Origin of the sequence: Alkalimarinus coralli (genome assembly GCF_023650515.1) — a bacterium.
In the GTDB taxonomy this organism is placed as follows: Bacteria; Pseudomonadota; Gammaproteobacteria; order Pseudomonadales; family Oleiphilaceae; genus Alkalimarinus; species Alkalimarinus coralli.
Genome location: NZ_CP096016.1, coordinates 4540123 through 4561413, shown reverse-complemented (window position 1 = coordinate 4561413; position 21291 = coordinate 4540123). Strand labels below are relative to the sequence as shown.

Annotated in this window: 24 protein-coding genes; all 24 read right to left on the bottom strand. The window is 45.6% G+C overall.

Going from position 1 to position 21291, the window contains the following annotated elements; translation table 11 throughout:
* Positions 1 to 5 precede the first annotated feature (5 nt).
* Positions 6 to 356 (bottom strand): 50S ribosomal protein L18, encoded by a 351-nt coding sequence (gene rplR / locus MY523_RS20620; RefSeq protein WP_250656551.1) that lies wholly within the window; start codon positions 354 to 356, stop codon positions 6 to 8.
* A gap of 8 nt (positions 357 to 364) precedes the next feature.
* Complete coding sequence (gene rplF / locus MY523_RS20615; protein ID WP_250656550.1) at positions 365 to 898, bottom strand: 50S ribosomal protein L6; 534 nt, start codon at positions 896 to 898, stop codon at positions 365 to 367.
* Between the two features lie 9 nt (positions 899 to 907).
* A complete protein-coding gene (gene rpsH / locus MY523_RS20610; protein ID WP_250656549.1) occupies positions 908 to 1300 on the bottom strand; it encodes a 30S ribosomal protein S8 in 393 nt (130 codons plus the stop codon).
* Positions 1301 to 1396: 96 nt separating this feature from the next.
* A complete protein-coding gene (gene rpsN, locus MY523_RS20605; RefSeq protein ID WP_250656548.1) occupies positions 1397 to 1702 on the bottom strand; it encodes a 30S ribosomal protein S14 in 306 nt (101 codons plus the stop codon).
* An 11-nt stretch (positions 1703 to 1713) separates the two neighbouring features.
* Entirely contained in the window at positions 1714 to 2253 is a 540-nt protein-coding gene (rplE, locus tag MY523_RS20600) for a 50S ribosomal protein L5 (protein ID WP_250656547.1), read from the bottom strand.
* 18 nt (positions 2254 to 2271) lie between these two features.
* Complete coding sequence (rplX, locus tag MY523_RS20595) at positions 2272 to 2589, bottom strand: 50S ribosomal protein L24 (protein WP_250656546.1); 318 nt, start codon at positions 2587 to 2589, stop codon at positions 2272 to 2274.
* Positions 2590 to 2605: 16 nt separating this feature from the next.
* A complete protein-coding gene (rplN, locus tag MY523_RS20590) occupies positions 2606 to 2974 on the bottom strand; it encodes a 50S ribosomal protein L14 (RefSeq protein WP_250656545.1) in 369 nt (122 codons plus the stop codon).
* A 58-nt stretch (positions 2975 to 3032) separates the two neighbouring features.
* A complete protein-coding gene (gene rpsQ, locus MY523_RS20585; RefSeq protein WP_250656544.1) occupies positions 3033 to 3299 on the bottom strand; it encodes a 30S ribosomal protein S17 in 267 nt (88 codons plus the stop codon).
* A 1-nt stretch (position 3300) separates the two neighbouring features.
* A complete protein-coding gene (rpmC, locus tag MY523_RS20580; protein ID WP_250656543.1) occupies positions 3301 to 3492 on the bottom strand; it encodes a 50S ribosomal protein L29 in 192 nt (63 codons plus the stop codon).
* The gene (rplP, locus tag MY523_RS20575) at positions 3492 to 3905 is read right to left on the bottom strand and encodes a 50S ribosomal protein L16 (RefSeq protein ID WP_250656542.1); all 414 of its coding nucleotides are present in this window, start codon (positions 3903 to 3905) and stop codon (positions 3492 to 3494) included. The genes rpmC and rplP overlap by 1 nt, the downstream gene beginning before the upstream one ends.
* Positions 3906 to 3916: 11 nt before the next feature.
* Positions 3917 to 4609: a 30S ribosomal protein S3 gene (gene rpsC / locus MY523_RS20570; protein ID WP_250656541.1), complete on the bottom strand. Its 693-nt coding sequence runs from the start codon at positions 4607 to 4609 to the stop codon at positions 3917 to 3919.
* 11 nt (positions 4610 to 4620) lie between these two features.
* Entirely contained in the window at positions 4621 to 4953 is a 333-nt protein-coding gene (gene rplV, locus MY523_RS20565; RefSeq protein WP_250656540.1) for a 50S ribosomal protein L22, read from the bottom strand.
* 18 nt (positions 4954 to 4971) lie between these two features.
* Entirely contained in the window at positions 4972 to 5250 is a 279-nt protein-coding gene (gene rpsS, locus MY523_RS20560; RefSeq protein ID WP_250656539.1) for a 30S ribosomal protein S19, read from the bottom strand.
* Positions 5251 to 5272: 22 nt separating this feature from the next.
* Positions 5273 to 6100 carry a 50S ribosomal protein L2 gene (rplB, locus tag MY523_RS20555; protein WP_250656538.1) on the bottom strand — a complete coding sequence of 276 codons (828 nt, stop codon included), beginning with the start codon at positions 6098 to 6100 and terminating at the stop codon, positions 5273 to 5275.
* Between the two features lie 14 nt (positions 6101 to 6114).
* A complete protein-coding gene (gene rplW / locus MY523_RS20550) occupies positions 6115 to 6408 on the bottom strand; it encodes a 50S ribosomal protein L23 (RefSeq protein WP_250656537.1) in 294 nt (97 codons plus the stop codon).
* Positions 6405 to 7013 (bottom strand): 50S ribosomal protein L4, encoded by a 609-nt coding sequence (gene rplD / locus MY523_RS20545; protein ID WP_250656536.1) that lies wholly within the window; start codon positions 7011 to 7013, stop codon positions 6405 to 6407. The genes rplW and rplD overlap by 4 nt, the downstream gene beginning before the upstream one ends.
* A gap of 11 nt (positions 7014 to 7024) precedes the next feature.
* Entirely contained in the window at positions 7025 to 7663 is a 639-nt protein-coding gene (rplC, locus tag MY523_RS20540; protein WP_250656535.1) for a 50S ribosomal protein L3, read from the bottom strand.
* 82 nt (positions 7664 to 7745) lie between these two features.
* Positions 7746 to 8057 (bottom strand): 30S ribosomal protein S10, encoded by a 312-nt coding sequence (gene rpsJ, locus MY523_RS20535; RefSeq protein WP_048384310.1) that lies wholly within the window; start codon positions 8055 to 8057, stop codon positions 7746 to 7748.
* Between the two features lie 157 nt (positions 8058 to 8214).
* Positions 8215 to 9438, bottom strand: coding sequence for an elongation factor Tu (gene tuf / locus MY523_RS20530; RefSeq protein WP_250656534.1), 1224 nt, complete (start codon positions 9436 to 9438; stop codon positions 8215 to 8217).
* Positions 9439 to 9471: 33 nt separating this feature from the next.
* The gene (gene fusA / locus MY523_RS20525; protein WP_250656533.1) at positions 9472 to 11565 is read right to left on the bottom strand and encodes an elongation factor G; all 2094 of its coding nucleotides are present in this window, start codon (positions 11563 to 11565) and stop codon (positions 9472 to 9474) included.
* Between the two features lie 56 nt (positions 11566 to 11621).
* A complete protein-coding gene (gene rpsG / locus MY523_RS20520) occupies positions 11622 to 12086 on the bottom strand; it encodes a 30S ribosomal protein S7 (protein WP_250656532.1) in 465 nt (154 codons plus the stop codon).
* A 125-nt stretch (positions 12087 to 12211) separates the two neighbouring features.
* Complete coding sequence (gene rpsL / locus MY523_RS20515; RefSeq protein WP_250656531.1) at positions 12212 to 12586, bottom strand: 30S ribosomal protein S12; 375 nt, start codon at positions 12584 to 12586, stop codon at positions 12212 to 12214.
* A 169-nt stretch (positions 12587 to 12755) separates the two neighbouring features.
* Complete coding sequence (rpoC, locus tag MY523_RS20510) at positions 12756 to 16952, bottom strand: DNA-directed RNA polymerase subunit beta' (RefSeq protein WP_250656530.1); 4197 nt, start codon at positions 16950 to 16952, stop codon at positions 12756 to 12758.
* Between the two features lie 102 nt (positions 16953 to 17054).
* Complete coding sequence (gene rpoB / locus MY523_RS20505; RefSeq protein ID WP_250656529.1) at positions 17055 to 21128, bottom strand: DNA-directed RNA polymerase subunit beta; 4074 nt, start codon at positions 21126 to 21128, stop codon at positions 17055 to 17057.
* Positions 21129 to 21291 lie beyond the last annotated feature (163 nt).

The following is a 21291-nucleotide window of genomic DNA, read 5'->3' as shown; positions in this document are numbered from 1 at the left end:
ACCCCTTAGAATTCCAGTCCGCTTTCACGCGCCGCATCGGCTAACGCCTTAACGCGACCGTGGTATTTATAACCCGAACGATCAAAAGCTACCTGTGTAACACCTGCGGCTTTAGCGCGCTCAGCGATTAGCTTTCCGACTTTTCCTGCGGCTTCAACATTTCCAGTTGAACCATCTTTAAGCTCTTTCTCAACTGTTGAAGCTGAAGCTAGTACCTTACTGCCATCAGCAGAAAGTACCTGAGCGTACATATGCTGAGGAGTGCGATGTACCGATAAACGGGTTGCACCCAACTCCCTGATTTTAAAACGCGTACTGCGCGCTCTACGTTCTCTTGATTCTTTCTTTGCGCTCATAGTGTTACCTACTTCTTCTTAGCCTCTTTACGCCTTACATTCTCGTCCGAATAACGAACACCTTTACCTTTGTAAGGCTCTGGCGGACGGAAGGCTCGAATTTCTGCTGCAACCTGGCCAATCTTCTGCTTATCGATACCCTTAAGTACGATTTCAGTCTGCGTTGGCATTTCTGCAGAAATACCCTCTGGAAGCTCATACTCAACAGGGTGAGAGAAACCTAACGTAAGGTTTATCTTTTTGCCTTGAACCTGAGCCCTGTAACCAACACCGATTAGTTGCAGTTTTTTCTCAAATCCTTGGCTAACACCAACAACCATGTTGTTGACTAGAGCGCGTGCAGTACCTGCCTGTGCACGAGACGCTTTGGCTCCATCGCGCGCAGCAAACGTTATAACATTCTCTTCTTGCTTAACTTCAACTGCTGAATGCACATTTAAAGAGAGTGCACCTTTACTACCTTTTACTTCGATTTCTTGCCCGTCCAACTTCACCTGAGTTCCAGATGGCAGTTCGACAGGAGAATTAGCAACTCTTGACATGACTACCTCCTAGAATACGGTACAGATGACTTCACCACCGATACCTGCCTCTCGAGCAGCGCTATCAGTCATAACGCCTTTTGATGTTGAAATAATCGCAACACCTAAACCACCAGAGACCTTCGGTAACTCATCCACGCTCTTATACTGACGCAGACCCGGACGACTGACGCGTTTGATCGCCTCAATAACCGGCTTTCCATCGAAATATTTTAGCTCTATAGTTAATGTAGGCTTAGCCTCAGCATCAACACCAAAATCTTCTATAAAACCTTCTTTCTTAAGCACTTCGGCTAAAGACACCTTCATTTTTGATGAAGGCATAGAGACAGAGGCCTTTTCAGCCAACTGTCCATTACGAATACGCGTAAACATATCCGCAAGTGTATCTTGCATACTCATTTGTATGAGACTCCTGCTCTTTTTAGTTGTGCAGCGGAAAGAGAGCGACACTATACACTAGCTGCCGCTCTCAGAAAACCGCTTACCAACAGTGAATTACCAGCTAGCTTTCTTCAAGCCAGGGACATCACCGTTCATACCGTATTCGCGTAACTTTATGCGAGACAACTTAAACTTACGATATACACCATGTGGACGACCAGTAACCTGACAACGGTTACGAAGTCTACAAGGGCTTGCATTACGTGGTAGTTTTTGCAATTTAACTTGCGCATCCCAACGATCGTCATCAGACGTATTAGGATTTGCAATAATCGCCTTTAGCTCGGCACGCTTTTCAGCAAACTTTGCTACAGTTTTCTCGCGCTTTAGTTCACGCATTTTCATCGATATTTTTGCCATGATTCCTTACCTTATTTCTTAAAGGGGAAATTAAAGGCTTTCAGCAATGAACGGCCTTCTTCATCCGTCTTAGCTGAAGTAGTAATCGTGATATCGAGACCTCTAATCTTATCCACTTTATCGTAATCGATTTCAGGGAAAATGATCTGCTCTCGAACACCCATGCTGTAGTTTCCACGACCATCGAACGACTTAGGATTTAAGCCTCGGAAATCCCTAACTCGAGGAATAGCAACATCAACTAATCTCTCGAAAAATTCCCACATACGATCGCCGCGAAGAGTTACCTTACAACCAATTGGGTAGCCTTCACGAATTTTAAAGCCTGCTACGGACTTTTTCGCCTTTGTGATTACAGGCTTTTGACCCGCAAGCTTTTCCATATCCGCCACAGCGTTATCGATCTGCTTTTTATCACCTAAAGCTTCACCAACACCCATATTGAGTGTGATTTTTTCTATCTTCGGTACCTGCATAACGCTTTTGTAAGCGAACTCACTTTGCAGAGCAGGCATCACCGATTTTTGATACACTTCTTTCATTCTAGGCATAATAACCACCTGCAAGCGTTAGCTGCCGATAACCTCGTTATTCGACTTATAGACACGGACTTTAGCGCCATCTTCCAAGACTTTAAAGCCAACCCTATCCGCCTTGTTTGTAGCTGAGTTAAATATAGCTACATTTGAAGCTTGTATTGGTGCTTCCTTCTCGACGATACCGCCTGGAGTGCCCAACATAGGATTTGGCTTGGTGCTTCGCTTTATCATGTTTATACCTGATACAACGACACGACCATCTTGCAGAACGCGGACAATTTTGCCGCGCTTGCCTTTGTCCTTGCCCGCTATGACGATCACTTCATCGTCACATTTGATCTTTTTCATAACCGGCCTCTCATTCTTAAAGCACTTCAGGTGCTAAAGAAACAATCTTCATGTACTTCTCACCACGCAACTCTCGAGTCACAGGGCCAAAAATACGAGTACCAATAGGTGCATCCTGCTGATTAAGCAATACTGCAGCGTTACCATCGAAACGAATCAATGATCCGTCTGGACGACGAACGCCTTTGCGAGTACGTACTACGACAGCATTTAGGACCTGACCTTTTTTAACTTTACCGCGAGGAATTGCTTCCTTTACGGTAACTTTTATTACGTCGCCAATTCGAGCGTAGCGTCTATGTGAACCACCCAGTACCTTGATACACATAACGCGACGAGCACCACTGTTATCTGCGACGTCTAGCATCGATTCAGTTTGAATCATCACTTTTCTCCAAAACTAACCAATGTGCCTTTTAGACAAGACTCCCCAAGAGGGCGAATTACACTTTAGAAGCACTCTCGACAATCTCGACTAACTTCCAGCACTTCGTCTTAGATAAAGGACGACTCTCCTGGATAGTTACTGTATCGCCGATATTACACTCATTGTTTTCGTCATGAGCATGAAGCTTGGTTGAACGCTTCACGTATTTTCCGTATATCGGATGCTTTACGCGTCGCTCAATCAAGACAGTGATGGACTTATCCATCTTATCACTCACGACCTTACCGCTTAGCATGCGAGCATTAGATGCAGCTTCAGTCATTTTAGTTACCTGCCTTTTGATTCAACACTGTTTTTACACGAGCGATGTCGCGCCTAACGTTGCGAAGAAGGTGACCTTGATTAAGTTGACCAGTAGACTTACGCATGCGCAAGTTAAACTGCTCTTTCAACAAGCTCATCAACTCTGTGTTCAGCTCTTCAACTGATTTTTCACGCAATTCATTCGCTTTCATTACATCACCGTCCTCGAAACAAATGTTGTAGGAACAGGTAATTTGGCTGTTGCCAGCGTAAATGCTTCACGAGCAAGCTCTTCAGAAACACCTTCAATCTCAAACAACATACGGCCGGGTTGAATCTGGCAAATCCAGTATTCTACATTACCTTTACCCTTACCCTGACGAACTTCAAGCGGCTTCTGTGTAATAGGTTTATCTGGAAAAACACGAATCCAGATCTTACCAGTACGCTTAACTTGACGAGAGATCGTTCTACGAGCAGATTCAATCTGACGCGCAGTAATTCGACCTCTACCTGTCGCCTTTAGGCCAAACTCTCCAAAGCTAACTTTGCTTCCTCGTTGGGCCAGGCCGCGGTTACGGCCCTTTTGCATTTTACGAAATTTGGTACGTTTCGGTTGCAACATATTATGGCCCCTTACCTCGAAGCTTTAGAAGCTTTCTTCTTAGGCGCTTCTTTTTCGGCTCGTACCTGTTCAATACCGCCTAAAATTTCGCCTTTGAAGATCCAAACTTTCACACCAATGATACCGTAGGTAGTTGATGCTTCGTGAGTTGCGTAATCGATATCAGCTCGTAAAGTATGCAGAGGAACCCTGCCTTCACGATACCATTCTGAACGCGCAATTTCTGCACCACCCAAACGGCCACCCACCTGAATTTTGATTCCCTTAGCGCCTTGACGCATAGCGTTTTGAACTGCACGCTTCATGGCACGGCGGAACATAACTCGACGCTCCAGTTGGTTTGCTACACTCGCAGCCACCAATTTAGCATCAAGATCAGGTTTTCTGATTTCTTCAATGTTGATGTGCACAGGCACACCCATCATTTCACTAATTTGTCTACGCAACTTGTCTACATCTTCACCCTTCTTACCGATAACAATCCCTGGACGGGCGGTATGAATGGTAATGCGTGCATTTTGCGCAGGACGTTCGATTACAATTTTGCTTACTGACGCTTTTGAAAGACGCTCAAGCAAAAACTCTCGCACCTCAATATCATTCAGCAAGTTATTAGCATAATCTGCTTTTTCTGCGTACCAGATCGAGTTGTGGTCTTTCACAATACCCAGTCTGATACCAGTAGGATGTACCTTTTGACCCATCTTAGTATCTCCTAGTTATCAGCGACCATGACCGTAATATGGCATGTACGTTTCAGTATACGGTCAGCTCGACCCTTAGCACGTGGCCTGATTCGCTTCATCGTAGTCGCTTCATCAACAAAGATAGTAGAGACTTTCAAATCATCGACATCTAAACCGTCGTTATGCTCAGCATTCGCAATTGCGGACTCGAGCACTTTTTTAATCAAATGTGCAGCTTTTTTAGGGCTGAACGTCAAAATATTCAGGGCGTCCTCAACGGCTTTTCCGCGAACCTGGTCTGCGACCAAGCGCGCTTTCTGAGCAGATAGGTTAGCACCCTTTAATTTAGCGGCTACTTCCATCTCAATTACCTCTAAGCTCTACCGTTTTTTGGCTTTTTTATCTGCCGCATGCCCACGATACGTGCGGGTTGCTGCAAATTCGCCCAATTTATGGCCAACCATATCTTCTGTAACAAACACTGGAACGTGTTGACGCCCATTGTGTACAGCGATGGTCAAGCCAATCATCTCTGGAAATATTGTTGAACGACGAGACCAAGTCTTAATTGGTTTCTTGTCCTTTTTCTCCAGAGCTGTTTCTACCTTCTTTAACAAATGCAGGTCTATAAAAGGACCTTTCTTCAAAGAACGTGACACAGCGTAATCCTCATACTATTAATTACTTGGCCGATCGACGACGCACTATCATCTTATCAGTACGTTTGTTTTTGCGAGTTTTATGCCCTTTGGTCGGAACACCCCAAGGTGTTACTGGATGACGTCCGCCAGAGGTTCTCCCTTCACCACCACCATGTGGATGGTCAACTGGGTTCATAACAACACCACGCACTGTTGGCCTTACACCGCGCCAACGTGATGCACCCGCTTTACCTAACTGCCGCAAGCTGTGCTCACTGTTAGACACTTCACCCAAGGTTGCACGACACTCTGACAACACTTTACGCATCTCACCTGAACGCAAACGCAAAGTTGCATAAGCACCTTCACGTGCGACCAATTGAGCGTAAGTACCAGCGCTACGAGCAATCTGAGCACCCTTACCAGGTTTAAGCTCTATACAGTGAATAACACTACCCACAGGTATATTTCGCATTGGTAAAGTACTACCTACTTTAATAGGGGCATCTTCTCCTGAGCGAACTTCATCCCCTGCTTTAACACCCTTAGGAGCGATAATATAACGTCGCTCACCATCAAGGTATTTCAGCAGAGCAATATGCGCAGAACGGTTTGGATCGTATTCAATACGCTCAACCACAGATGGGATACCATCTTTGTTCCGCTTAAAGTCTACAATTCTGTATTGCTGCTTATGACCACCACCGATATGACGAGTAGTGATGCGACCGTTATTATTACGGCCACCAGACTTCGATTTCTTTTCTACCAACGGCGCATAAGGACGCCCCTTATGTAGGTCAGGATGATAAACCTTAACTACATGACGACGACCGGGAGACGTTGGTTTAGTTTTTACGACTGGCATAGTACGACCCCTACTTACTCGACATCCATAAAGTCGATATCCTGACCTTCCGCTAATCTAACATAAGCTTTTTTAGTATCTTTACGCTTACCTAGACCACGAACCGTGCGCTTAGTCTTGCCTTTAAGATTGGATACCTGAACACCTTCAACCTTGACTTCAAAAAGCGTCTCGACCGCTTTTTTGATTTCTGCCTTGGTTGAGTCAGTAGCCACTCGAAAAACAACTTGACCAGACTCAGCTGCTAGAGATGCCTTTTCAGAAACAAGAGGTCCTAGCAATACTTTATAAATACGCTCTTCGTTCATCCCAGCATCTCCTCAATCTTCTTAAGCGCCGACACAGTCACTACAACTTTGTCATACGCTACGAGACTTACAGGATCAACTCCAACAACGTCACGAACATCAACACTTGGAATATTGCGAGATGCAAGATACAAGTTTTCTTCTACGTTTTCAGAGATGATCAAAGCACTCTCAAGACCCAAGTCTTTCATCTTTGCAGTAAAAGCTTTTGTCTTAGGTGTTTCTGCAGTCATTTCTTCCACAACAACAAGACGATCCTGGCGAACCAATTCAGAGTAAATTGAGCGAAGCGCTCCGCGATACATCTTCTTATTGACTTTCTGACCATGATCCTGTGGCTTTGCAGCAAATGTAACACCACCTGAACGCCAAATAGGACTACGAATAGTTCCCGCTCGAGCACGACCAGTACCCTTTTGACGCCAAGGCTTCTTACCACCACCACGAACTTCAGATCTAGTTTTCTGCCCTCGAGTCCCCTGACGAGCACCCGCCAAATAGGCAGTAACAACTTGATGAACTAAAGTTTCATTATACTCTCCAGCAAAAGTTGCGTCTGATACAGACACAGTCCCTTTACCAGAACCAGCGATTGTTAATTCCATCGTATCTCCCCTTAGGCCTTAACTGCAGGCTTGACCACTACGTCACCGCCAGTTGCACCAGGAACCGCACCCCTAACCAAGATCAGGCCACGCTCCTCATCAACACGCACAACTTCCAGATTCTGAACAGTAGACTGTTCATTACCCATTTGGCCTGCCATTTTCTTGCCTTTTATTACACGCCCCGGGGTCTGACACTGACCGATTGAACCAGGTGCCCGGTGAGACAAAGAGTTACCGTGAGTAGCATCTTGCATGCTGAAGTTCCAACGCTTAACACCGCCCTGAAACCCCTTACCCTTTGAATTACCAGTCACATCAACTATTTGACCAGCTTCAAAGAGAGACACTGAAAATTGATCACCCGCCTTAAGCTCTTCACCTTCAGACTCTGCAAGACGAAATTCAATAAGACCACGACCCGCTTCAACACTTGCTTTCGCATAGTGACCAGCAGCCGCTTTAGTAACGAGAGACGCACGACGCGAACCATAAGCTACCTGCACTGCACGATAGCCATCCACTTCGTTTGTTTTAACTTGAGTGACGCGATTATCTTCAACTTCGATAACCGTCACAGGGACAGACTGACCCTCATCTGTAAAGATACGAGTCATACCAGCCTTACGGCCGATTAAACCAATTGCCATTTTTCACCTCAAAGTGTACGGGGCTTTAACCCTCTATGGCCCTACATCCGTAGTTACACTCACCGGTTTTACCCGGCTGAAATTAACCTAAGCTAATCTGGACATCAACACCAGCAGCTAGATCAAGTTTCATAAGCGCATCTACAGTTTTTTCTGTAGGTTCCACAATATCCAATAAACGTTTATGTGTACGAATTTCGTACTGGTCTCTAGCATCTTTATTAACATGCGGAGAAACCAAGATAGTAAAACGCTCTTTTCTTGTAGGCAGAGGGATAGGTCCACGAACCTGCGCACCAGTTCTCTTTGCCGTGTCTACGATTTCTTGCGTAGACTGATCAATCAGGCGGTAGTCAAAAGCCTTTAGCCTGATTCTGATTTTTTGACTCTGCATTGGATCAGAACTCCAGTTCCAAACTTATAAATTTAAGCTGTCACCTTATAAAAAGGAGCCGCATTGTACGGTTTACAATCAACCGTGTCAAGCATAGCCTAAATACAAACAAAAAGGGCTGCTTACGCAGCCCTTTTCTTATCTATAAGATTATCGATTATTCAATAATCTTAGCAACAACACCAGCTCCAACTGTACGTCCACCTTCACGGATTGCGAAGCGTAGACCTTCTTCCATCGCGATAGGCGCGATCAAAGTAGCAGTCAACTGAACGTTATCACCAGGCATTACCATCTCGATACCTTCTGGCAACTCACAAGCACCAGTTACATCAGTAGTACGGAAGTAAAACTGTGGACGGTAACCTTTAAAGAATGGAGTGTGACGACCACCCTCATCTTTACTCAAGATGTACACTTCTGCTTCGAACTGAGTGTGAGGAGTAACAGAACCAGGAACCGCAAGAACCTGACCACGCTCTACCTCTTCACGCTTAGTACCACGCAAAAGAACACCAACGTTCTCACCTGCACGACCTTCGTCAAGCAGCTTACGGAACATCTCAACACCAGTACAAGTAGACTTCAAAGTATCCTTAAGACCGATGATTTCAATTTCATCACCAACTTTAACAATACCACGCTCTACTCGACCAGTTACAACAGTACCACGACCAGAGATAGAGAATACATCTTCAACAGGCATCAAGAATGGCTGATCGATTGCACGCTCTGGCTCAGGGATGTACTCATCAAGAGTTTCAACCAACTTCTTAACAGCCGAAGTACCAAGCTCGTTGTCGTCCTGGCCATTTAGTGCCATCAATGCAGAACCCGCAATGATTGGAGTGTCGTCTCCAGGGAATTCGTACTGATCAAGAAGCTCACGAAGCTCCATTTCAACCAATTCTAGCATTTCGTTGTATTCTTCAGTTCCTACACCACCACAATCTTCAGCAAGAAGATCAGCTTTGTTTAGGAATACAACAACGAAAGGTACACCAACCTGACGTGAAAGCAGGATGTGCTCACGAGTCTGTGGCATTGGGCCATCAGTTGCACCACAAACCAGAATAGCGCCATCCATCTGAGCAGCACCAGTGATCATGTTTTTAACATAATCGGCGTGCCCAGGGCAGTCAACGTGCGCGTAGTGACGAGTCGGAGAATCATACTCTACGTGCGAAGTCGCAATTGTAATACCACGCTCTCTTTCTTCTGGCGCGTTATCAATACCGTCAAACGCAACAGACTCACCACCCCAAACTTCAGCACATACGCGAGTCAGAGCAGCCGTCAAAGTAGTTTTACCATGGTCAACGTGACCGATAGTACCAACGTTTACGTGTGGTTTGGAACGCTCAAATTTTTCTTTTGCCACGATTACACCTCGTAATTCTCTAAGTTTTTGACATTAAGACTTATTAATAATTGCTTCTGCAATATTGTTTGGGGCTTCTGAATACTTCAAAAACTCCATTGTATAGGTTGCACGACCCTGAGTAGCTGAACGCAAATCTGTCGCATAGCCAAACATCTCTGACAGCGGCACCTCTGCATCTACAACCTTTCCAGCTGCAGTATCACTCATACCCTGAATCAAACCACGACGCCGATTAAGATCACCTACTACATCACCCATATTAGCTTCGGGCGTAACGACCTCAACCTTCATAACAGGCTCAAGCAACACCGCACCGCCGCTTTCGGCTAGTTTTTTGGTTGCCATACTGCCTGCGATCTTAAAGGCCATTTCGTTCGAGTCAACATCATGAAACGAACCATCATATAATGTTGCCTTTAAACCAAGCAGGGGATAGCCAGCAAGAACACCATTTTGCATCTGCTCGGCTACACCCTTCTGAACTGCTGGAATATATTCTTTTGGAACTACTCCGCCAACAATCTCATTTACGAATTCAAGATCCTCCTGACCCTCTTCGCCAGGCTCAAACTTGATCCAAACATGACCATATTGACCACGACCACCTGATTGGCGAACAAACTTCCCTTCAATCTCACATGCATTTCGAATCGCTTCCCGGTAAGCAACCTGAGGCTTACCAATGTTAGCTTCAACACTAAACTCGCGACGCATTCGATCCACAATGATATCAAGGTGCAATTCACCCATTCCCGATATAATGGTCTGCCCCGTCTCCTCATCAGTTTTAACCCTAAATGAGGGATCTTCTTGCGCAAGCTTACCCAGCGCAACCCCCATTTTCTCCTGATCAGGCTTGGTTTTTGGCTCAACTGCAACAGATATAACAGGCTCTGGAAACTCCATACGCTCCAACACTATCGGAGACTCTGAAGAACACAAAGTATCTCCCGTTGTAACATCCTTAAGTCCAATTCCCGCTGCTATATCCCCTGCTCTAACTTCCTTTATCTCTTCTCGGCTGTTAGAGTGCATTTGCACCATCCTACCAATACGCTCCCGTTTACCCTTAACCGAGTTCAAAACCGAGCTACCCGACTCTAAAACTCCAGAATAAACCCTGAAAAATGTCAACGTACCAACAAATGGGTCTGTCGCTATTTTAAAGGCGAGCGCCGAAAAGGGCTCATCATCATTCGCATTCCGATGCTCCGCAGTACCATCCTCCAGCAATCCTTCAATCGCCTTAACCTCGGTAGGTGAGGGCAAGTATTCAATAACAGCATCAAGCATTGCCTGAACACCCTTGTTTTTGAATGCTGACCCCCCGATAACAGGAACAATCTCATTCGAGAGCGTCCTAATCCGGATTCCTTTCTTAATCTCTTCTTCAGAAAGTTCACCGCCTTCGAGGTATTTATCCATCATCTCGTCGGTAGATTCAGCCGCAATTTCCACAAGGTATTCGCGCATCTCTGCACACTTATCTTGCAACTGGGCAGGAATATCACCGTACTCAAAGGTCGTACCTTTATCATCTTCATTCCAGATAATTGACTTCATTTTTATGAGGTCAACCACCCCTTCGAATGCTTCCTCAGCACCAATAGTCATCTGAAGAGGCACGGGCACGGCACCTAACCGCTCTCGCAATTGGCCCACAACCGATTCGAAGTCAGCACCCGCACGATCCATTTTATTCACAAAAACCATGCGCGGAACTTCATATTTGTTAGCTTGTCGCCATACAGTCTCTGTTTGAGGCTGAACACCAGATGAGCCACACAGAACCACTACCGCACCATCAAGAACACGCAATGATCGCTCCACCTCTATGGTGAAGTCTACGTGCCCTGGCGTATCAATAATATTGACCCTGTGCTGATCAAACTGCTGCTGCATACCACTCCAAAAGCAAGTAGTCGCCGCAGAGGTGATCGTAATGCCACGCTCTTGCTCTTGCTCCATCCAATCCATTGTTGCTGCACCATCATGAACCTCACCTATCTTGTGAGAAATCCCGGTGTAGAACAGGACCCGCTCTGTTGTTGTAGTTTTACCTGCATCAACATGAGCGCAAATACCGATATTACGATAACGGTCAATTGGAGTTTTACGTGCCACCTGTTAATCCTCAAAACAGAAACACCCCTTTCATAAAAAGAGGCACTTCTAAAACATTAGAAACGATAGTGAGAGAAAGCTTTGTTAGCCTCAGCCATTCGGTGAACATCTTCACGCTTCTTAACTGCGGCACCCTTTCCTTCAGCCGCATCCATAATTTCACCAGCAAGACGCAATGCCATTGTCTTTTCCCCACGCTTACGCGAGTACTCAACCAACCAACGCATAGCCAAAGCCATTTGGCGAGATGGACGAACTTCGACTGGAACCTGGTAGGTCGCACCACCAACGCGGCGAGACTTCACCTCTACCATTGGCTGAATGCTTTCCAGCGCCTTGTCAAAAATCTCTAAAGGCTCGCCTTTCTCTTTAACAGCATCCAGCGCACCATAAACAATTTTTTCTGCTACAGATTTTTTACCACTAATCATTACGTGGTTCATAAATTTGGCAAGCAATTGGCTTCCAAACTTTGGATCAGGCAAAACTTCACGTTTTGCTACAACTCTTCTTCTTGGCATGATAAGCCCTCAAATAAAAAAGGTCTTCAGGTTCGCCTGAGACATCGGGAACACCCTGTCGCTCAGCCTTACTCTTACCCTAAGAATGATCGCTCACTCCAAGGCAATGGTCTCTCAACCCAGGGTTACCCCTTAGGTCGTTTAGCACCATATTTAGATCGACCTTGCTTACGATCAGCAACACCTGAAGTATCCAAGCTACCACGAACTGTATGGTAACGAACACCAGGCAAGTCTTTTACACGACCACCACGAATAAGAACAACACTGTGCTCCTGCAAGTTGTGACCTTCACCACCGATGTACGAAGTAACCTCAAAACCGCTAGTCAAACGTACACGACAAACTTTACGCAAAGCCGAGTTAGGCTTCTTCGGTGTAGTTGTGTAAACACGAGTACAAACGCCACGACGCTGAGGGCAAGCCTTCAACGCAGGAACGTCACTCTTAGTAACTTGACGCTTACGAGGCTTACGTACCAACTGATTAATAGTTGCCATATAAGCAAACTCCAATTAGTAAATAAACAACAAACCCAAAATGGGCAATAATGTTACGGGGCGCAAGTCTAATCACGCCCTTCAACATAGTCAAGGCCGCTGTTGTATTTTTAAACAAACAGCGGCCTTAATATGTACCTTGTTAGGAAAAACTGCTTCCTAAATGTAATTACTTGTTCAACTCAGCACTCAACGCCTCTACAACATCAGCCGCACTTACGCCGATGTCATCTACCTTAGACGTCTTACGCTTCTTGCGCTCAGAATGGTAAGTCAAGCCAGTACCTGCTGGAATTAGTCGACCAACAACCACGTTTTCTTTCAGGCCTCTCAAGTAATCACGCTTACCTGTCACAGCACCCTCAGTTAAAACTCTCGTGGTTTCCTGGAAGGAAGCTGCAGAGATAAACGACTCAGTTGCCAGCGACGCCTTGGTAATACCTAACAACATTCTCTCAGAAGTTGCTGGTGTAAGCCCTTCGGCCAAGGCCTTTTCATTTTCCTCAACCAGCTTGACGTACTCCACCTGATCACCCTTGATCAAGTCAGTATCACCAGAATCCAATATATCGACCTTACGCAGCATTTGACGAACAATAACCTCAATATGCTTATCGTTAATCACAACACCTTGTAGTCGGTATACATCTTGAATTTCATTCGTTATATAACGAGTCAACTCCACTACACCAAGCAGTCGCAAGATATCATGAGGGTTAGAAGGACCATCGGATACAACCTCACCCTTTTCAACCTGCTCACCTTCGAACACGTTCATCTGGCGATGCTTATGTATCAGAACCTCATATGGGTCACCCCCATCCACAGGCGTTATGACCAGGCGCTTTTTACCCTTAGTCTCCTTACCAAAGCTAACAACACCACTAATTTCAGCAAGAATTGATGGCTCTTTTGGCTTACGCGCTTCAAACAGATCTGCAACCCTGGGCAAACCACCCGTAATATCTCGAGTCTTTGACGACTCCTGAGGAATACGTGCAATTACATCACCCTTTTCAACCTCTCCGCCATCTCTAAGACTTAAAAGCGCATTAGCAGGCAAGAAGTATTGAGCAGGCGCATCATTAACTGGCAGCTTAAGCTCATTACCGTCTGAGTCGACTAGCTGAACCATCGGACGAATATCTTTACCTGCAGCAGGTCGATCTTTTGGATCAATAACCTGAACGCTCGATAGGCCTGTAAGCTCATCAGTCTGAGTATTAATAGTAATACCCTCTTCCATGCCTACAAACTTAACAATACCCTCCATCTCAGTGATGATGGGGTGGGTGTGTGGATCCCATTTTGCCACAATCGCACCCGCATCAACCTGGTCTCCGTCTTTAGCAGTAATAAGCGCACCATATGGAAGCTTATACCACTCTCTTTCTCGACCATGATCGTCAGCTACTGCTAGCGCAGAAGAACGGGATGCAACCACAAGATTCCCATCTTTGCGTTCAATAGACTTCATATTATGAAGCCTGATCTTCCCGCCGTGCTTAACTTGAATATTATCTACCGCAGAAGATCTAGATGCCGCCCCACCAATGTGGAACGTACGCATCGTAAGCTGCGTACCCGGCTCACCAATTGACTGTGCAGCGATTACACCAACAGCCTCACCTGGGTTTACGATATGCCCGCGAGCCAAGTCTCGGCCGTAACAGGCAGAACAAACACCGTACTTGGTTTCACAAGTTATTGCTGAGCGAACCCAAATCTCATCGACACCAGCCTCTTCGATTTTTTCAATCATTCGTTCGTCAAGGAAAGTACCTGTTGGCAGCACTGCATTATCTTTATCACCAGGAGCAAAAACATCTTTAGCAGTTACTCGGCCCAGCACTCGATCTCCCAAAGGCACGACCACATCGCCACCTTCGATCATAGGCGTCATCAACAGACCTTCTTCTGTGCCACAATCCTGTTCAGTTACTACAAGATCCTGCGCCACATCAACGAGCCTACGAGTCAAGTAACCAGAGTTCGCTGTTTTTAGTGCCGTATCTGCAAGCCCCTTACGAGCACCGTGAGTAGAAATAAAGTACTGAAGTACGTTTAGTCCTTCACGGAAGTTAGCAGTAATTGGTGTTTCAATGATCGAACCATCCGGTTTAGCCATCAAGCCACGCATACCTGCCAACTGACGAATCTGAGCAGCGGAACCCCGAGCACCGGAATCTGCCATCATGTAGACTGAATTAAACGAGTCCTGGTCGACCTCATTCCCCTCTCGATCCACAACACTTTCTTTACCGAGAGTATCCATCATCGCCTTCGCTACTTTATCGTTAGCGCGCGACCAGATATCGATAACCTTGTTGTATTTCTCGCCCTGAGTCAGAAGACCCGATGCAAACTGTGATTCAATTTCCTTAACCTCTGTAGTCGAGGCATTGATAATTGTTTCTTTCTCATCAGGGATTACAAAATCGTTCACACCGATCGATGCGCCAGACAGCGTAGCCTGCTTGAAACCTAAGTACATTAGCTGGTCAGCAAATATTACCGAGTCTTTCAGACCACACTTACGATAAGACGTGTTAATCAGTTTGGAAATCGCCTTTTTGGTCATGTTTTGATTGACCAAAGAGTATGGTAAGCCGTCAGGTAAAATATCAAACAACAATGCCCGCCCTACAGTTGTATCTACAACCGACCTTGACACAGTTTTGATGCCATCCTCATCAACCGAAATCTCTTCGACGCGGATCTTCACCTTCGCCTGAAGGTGAACCTGATTACTATTATATGCGCGATGAGCCTCTTTAATATCAGAGAACACCATCCCCTCCCCTTTAACGTTGATCTTTTCTCGGGTCATATAATATAAACCGAGAACAACATCTTGCGAGGGAACAATAATCGGCTCACCGTTAGCTGGCGATAGGATATTGTTAGTAGACATCATCAGCGCACGAGCCTCTAACTGAGCCTCTAACGTAAGCGGAACGTGTACCGCCATTTGGTCGCCATCGAAGTCAGCGTTGTACGCAGCACACACCAAAGGGTGCAACTGAATCGCCTTACCTTCAATCAACACAGGTTCGAACGCCTGAATACCCAAGCGGTGGAGAGTAGGTGCACGGTTAAGCATTACCGGGTGCTCACGAATAACTTCCGCAAGAATATCCCAAACCTCTGCAGTTTCCCGCTCTACCATTTTCTTGGCAGCTTTAATTGTTGTAGCTAAACCACGGTGCTCTAATTTACTAAAAATAAATGGTTTGAATAATTCAAGCGCCATTTTCTTTGGCAAACCACACTGATGAAGTCTCAAGCTAGGCCCTACAACGATGACCGAACGACCAGAGTAATCAACTCGCTTACCCAGAAGGTTCTGACGGAAACGGCCCTGCTTACCCTTGATCATGTCAGCCAAAGACTTCAATGGTCGCTTATTAGACCCGGTAATAGCTCGGCCACGGCGACCGTTATCCAGTAACGCGTCCACAGCTTCTTGAAGCATTCGCTTTTCATTTCGAACAATAATATCTGGTGCGCTTAGTTCGAGTAGTCGCTTCAAGCGATTATTTCGATTGATAACCCGACGATAGAGATCATTCAAATCAGAAGTCGCAAAACGGCCACCATCAAGAGGAACAAGAGGCCTCAAATCAGGTGGAAGAACAGGTAGAACCTTTAACACCATCCACTCTGGATTGTTACCTGAATTATAAAATGCTTCCAGCAGCTTAAGACGCTTAGACAACTTCTTGATCTTGGTTTCAGAACTCGTCGCAGGAATTTCTTCCCTTAACTCGGATATTTCACCTTCAAGATCGATATCTTTTAACAAAGCCTGGACAGCTTCCGCACCCATTTTGGCATCAAATTCATCACCAAATTCTTCCAGCGCTTCATAATATTGCTCGTCAGTTAACAACTGACCAGCTTCCAGCGTTGTCATACCAGGATCAATGACGATAAACGACTCAAAATATAGAACACGCTCTATATCTCTCAGCGTCATATCGAGCAGCATCCCTATACGAGAAGGAAGTGACTTAAGGAACCAAATATGGGCAACAGGGCTAGCTAATTCAATATGCCCCATTCGGTCACGACGCACGCTCGCTAGCGCGACCTCTACGCCACATTTCTCACAAATAACACCGCGATGCTTTAGTCGCTTGTACTTGCCGCATAAGCACTCATAGTCTTTGATTGGGCCAAATATTTTGGCACAAAAAAGGCCGTCTCTTTCAGGTTTGAAAGTACGGTAATTAATCGTTTCAGGCTTTTTAACTTCACCGTATGACCATGAACGAATCATCTCTGGCGAAGCCAGACCAATGCGAATCGAATCAAATTCCTTACTGTGATTCTGGTTTTTAAGTAAATTTAATAAATCTTTCATCGGTTTCCGCTCCAGAAGGAGTTGGTTCTGGGCGGGCAACTGCCCGCCTCCGCTAATATTAGGTTAAATCGATAATCTAGTTTGAGTAACAGCGAATTGTCGTTACTCGTTTTCAAGCTCAATATCGATACCTAATGAGCGAATTTCCTTAACCAATACGTTAAATGACTCCGGCATACCCGGCTCCATACGGTGATCGCCATCGACGATATTCTTGTACATCTTAGTTCGACCGTTAACGTCATCAGACTTAACAGTTAACATTTCTTGCAATGTATACGCAGCGCCGTAAGCTTCTAGAGCCCACACTTCCATTTCACCGAAGCGCTGACCACCAAATTGAGCTTTACCACCCAACGGCTGCTGAGTAACAAGACTATAAGACCCTGTTGATCGAGCGTGCATTTTGTCATCAACCAAGTGGTTCAGCTTCAACATGTACATATAACCGACGGTTACCGGGCGATCAAACTTTTCACCGGTTCGGCCATCGTATAAAGGAGTCTGGCCTGAGTCATCCAAACCTGCCAGTCGGAGCAACGCCTTTATCTCAGGCTCTTTCGCACCATCAAATGCAGGTGTCGCCATAGGCACACCATGTCGAAGATTGTTAGCTAGCTCGACTATTTCAGCATCGCTAAATGCATCCAGCGCTTCCTGCTTACTTGCGATACCATTGTATATATCAGACAAAAATGCTCTTAGCTCAGCGATATCTCGCTGCTCCTTGATCATCTGGTTAATTTTGACCCCTAACCCTTTAGCAGCCATACCCAAATGCGTCTCAAGAACCTGACCAACGTTCATTCGGGATGGAACACCCAGCGGGTTCAGAACAATATCAACAGGCTCGCCATGCTCGTCATAAGGCATATCTTCAACAGGCATAATAACCGAGATAACACCCTTGTTACCATGGCGTCCGGCCATCTTGTCCCCTGGCTGAATGCGACGTTTTATAGCAACATAAACCTTAACAATTTTAAGTACACCCGGCGCCAGGTCATCACCTGTCTGAAGTTTGCGTTTTTTATCCTCAAAACGCTCTTCATGCTCTTCCCTTCGCTCTGCTAATTGAGCTTCAGAGCGCTCAAGTGCTTCATTAAGATCGTCGTCGGCCATACGAATCTTAAACCACTCAGAAAGGCTGATACTATCAAGGTATTCATTAGTAAGCGTGTCACCCTTCTTAAGGTTTGGCGCGCCTACAACTTCCTTACCTAGCAATAGCTCGCGTAACCGCTCATACGTTGCAGTTTCGACAATTCGGTACTCATCTTTAAGATCTTTTCTGAACGTATTAAGCTGGGCATTTTCAATATCCAATGCACGCTGATCTTTTTCAACACCATCTCGGGTGAAGACCTGAACATCGATAACAGTCCCGCGAGTTCCCGTAGAAACCCTTAGTGAGGTATCCTTAACATCAGAAGCCTTCTCACCGAAAATAGCTCTGAGCAATTTTTCTTCTGGCGTTAACTGGGTTTCACCCTTAGGCGTCACCTTGCCAACCAGAATATCGCCAGCTCCGACCTCAGCACCAATATATACAACGCCCGACTCATCAAGTTTGGCAAGCGCGCTTTCACCTACATTCGGGATATCTGCCGTAATCTCTTCGCTACCCAGCTTTGTATCACGAGCAACACACGTCAACTCCTGAATATGGATAGTGGTAAACCGATCCTCTTTTACAACTCTTTCAGAGACTAAAATCGAATCCTCAAAGTTGAAGCCATTCCAGGGCATAAATGCTATTCGCATATTTTGCCCTAACGCAAGCTCACCCATATCAACAGATGGACCATCAGCCATTACATCGCCGCGCGCCACCTTATCACCACCTTTAACCAGTGGCTTTTGGTTAATACATGTATTCTGATTGGAACGGGTATATTTAGTAAGACTATAAATATCAACACCAGCGTCACCAGCATCTACTTCATCATTGTTAGCCCTAACAACAATTCGGGATGCATCGACGCTTTCAACAATACCGCCCCGTTTAGCAACAACACAAACACCAGAATCCTGAGCCACAATTCGCTCAATCCCCGTACCTACCAAAGGTTTTTCAGCTTTAAGTGTAGGAACTGCCTGACGTTGCATGTTCGACCCCATAAGAGCCCGGTTCGCATCATCGTGCTCAAGGAACGGGATAAGCGATGCTGCAACAGAAACAACCTGACGAGGCGATACATCCATATAATTAACGCGCTCTGGAGGCATTACCGTAAATTCATTCTTATGACGAACAGTAACCAACTCTTCTGTCAGAGTGCTAGACTCATCGATAATCGCGCTAGCCTGTGCGATCACGTAATTACTCTCTTCGATTGCTGACAAGTATTCGATTTCGTCTGTAACGACGCCATCAACAACCTTTCTATAAGGACTTTCTAAAAAACCAAAAGAGTTGGTTCTAGCATAAGTCGCCAAAGAGTTTATCAGACCGATGTTTGGTCCTTCAGGGGTTTCGATTGGGCAAACTCGGCCATAGTGCGTCGGGTGAACATCTCGCACTTCAAACCCTGCTCGCTCTCGAGTCAAACCACCAGGCCCCAAAGCCGAAACTCGTCGCTTGTGTGTAACCTCGGAAAGCGGGTTATTCTGATCCATAAACTGTGATAGCTGACTAGATCCGAAGAACTCCTTAACCGCAGCCGCGACCGGCTTAGCATTGATCAAATCTTGAGGCATCAAACCATCAGATTCTGCCATACTTAGACGATCTCGAACGGCACGCTCAACACGGACAAGGCCAACACGGAATTGGTTCTCTGCCATCTCGCCAACAGATCGAATTCTACGGTTACCCAAATGGTCGATATCGTCGACCATTCCTTTACCGTTACGAATATCTATCAAGGTTTTCAGAACCTGGATAATGTCTTCATTATCCAGCGTACCTGCACCCTCTTCGTTTTCCCGCCCAATTCGGCGATTGAACTTCATTCTACCCACAGCAGAAAGGTCATACCTTTCCTCTGTGAAGAACAAGTTCTTAAACAAATTCTCTGCTGATTCTTTCGTTGGCGGCTCGCCTGGACGCATCATTCGGTAAATTTCGACCAACGCCTCAAGCTGACTTCTTGTAGGATCAACCCGCAATGTGTCAGACATAAATGGGCCGCAGTCAAGATCGTTAGTATAGAGGGTTTCAAGTTCTTCAACACCCGCCTCTACCAACGTTTGAACGACTTCTTCAGTAATTTCAGTATTACATTCAACTAGCAGCTCACCTGTCCGCTCATCAACAATATCTTTTGCTGTAACTTTTCCAAAGATATAATCTAGCGGGACTTCAAGCTCACTAATACCTGCTTTTTCCAGCTGCCTGATATGACGAGCTGTAATACGTCGCCCCTCTTCAACAATGACATTGCCTTCATTATCTTTTATATCGAAGCTAGCGATATCACCCCTTAAGCGGGATGGCACCAACTCTAACGTACATACTTCCTCTGAAACTTTATGTTTGCTCGTTTCAAAGAACATATCCAGAATTTGCTGAGAGTCGTACCCTAATGCTCGCATTAAAATTGAAGCCGGCAGCTTGCGGCGACGGTCAATACGAACAAAAACAGCATCTTTGGGGTCAAACTCAAAATCGAGCCATGAACCACGGTAAGGAATGACACGCGCACTGTACAACAACTTACCTGAAGAGTGCGTTTTACCTTTGTCATGGTCAAAAAATACGCCAGGAGAGCGGTGAAGCTGGGATACGATAACCCGCTCTGTTCCATTAATGACAAATGTACCGTTGTCGGTCATTAAGGGCATTTCGCCCATGTAAACTTCTTGTTCCTTAATATCTTTAATTGCTTTGTTCGCTGACTCTTTGTCGTAGATAATTAAGCGAACTTTAACGCGCAGCGGTGCAGCGTATGTAACACCACGCAACTGACACTCTTTTACATCAAATGCCGGCTCACCCAAACGGTAGCTAACATATTCCAGCGCAGCATTACCTGAGAAGCTGAGGATAGGAAAAACAGATTTAAATGCAGCATGTAGGCCCAAGTCTTCTTTGGCTCCGGGCTCTGCGTCTTTTTGTAAAAAACCGCGATATGAATCCATTTGGATAGATAGCAAATAAGGCACATCCATCACAGTCGGCAGTGTACCGAATTCTTTACGAATGCGCTTTTTCTCAGTATATGAGTAGGTCATTTATGTTCCCCAGCTTTATGACTCAACACCTTTGGCGTCTCTTTTCGGCTTGATACCGATAAGTTGAAACTGTCTTGCTGCGCCGATAAAAATAAATACAACATCGGCAAATTAGATATAGCACATACAACGGAAAAAGGCCGACAATTAATATTGCCAGCCG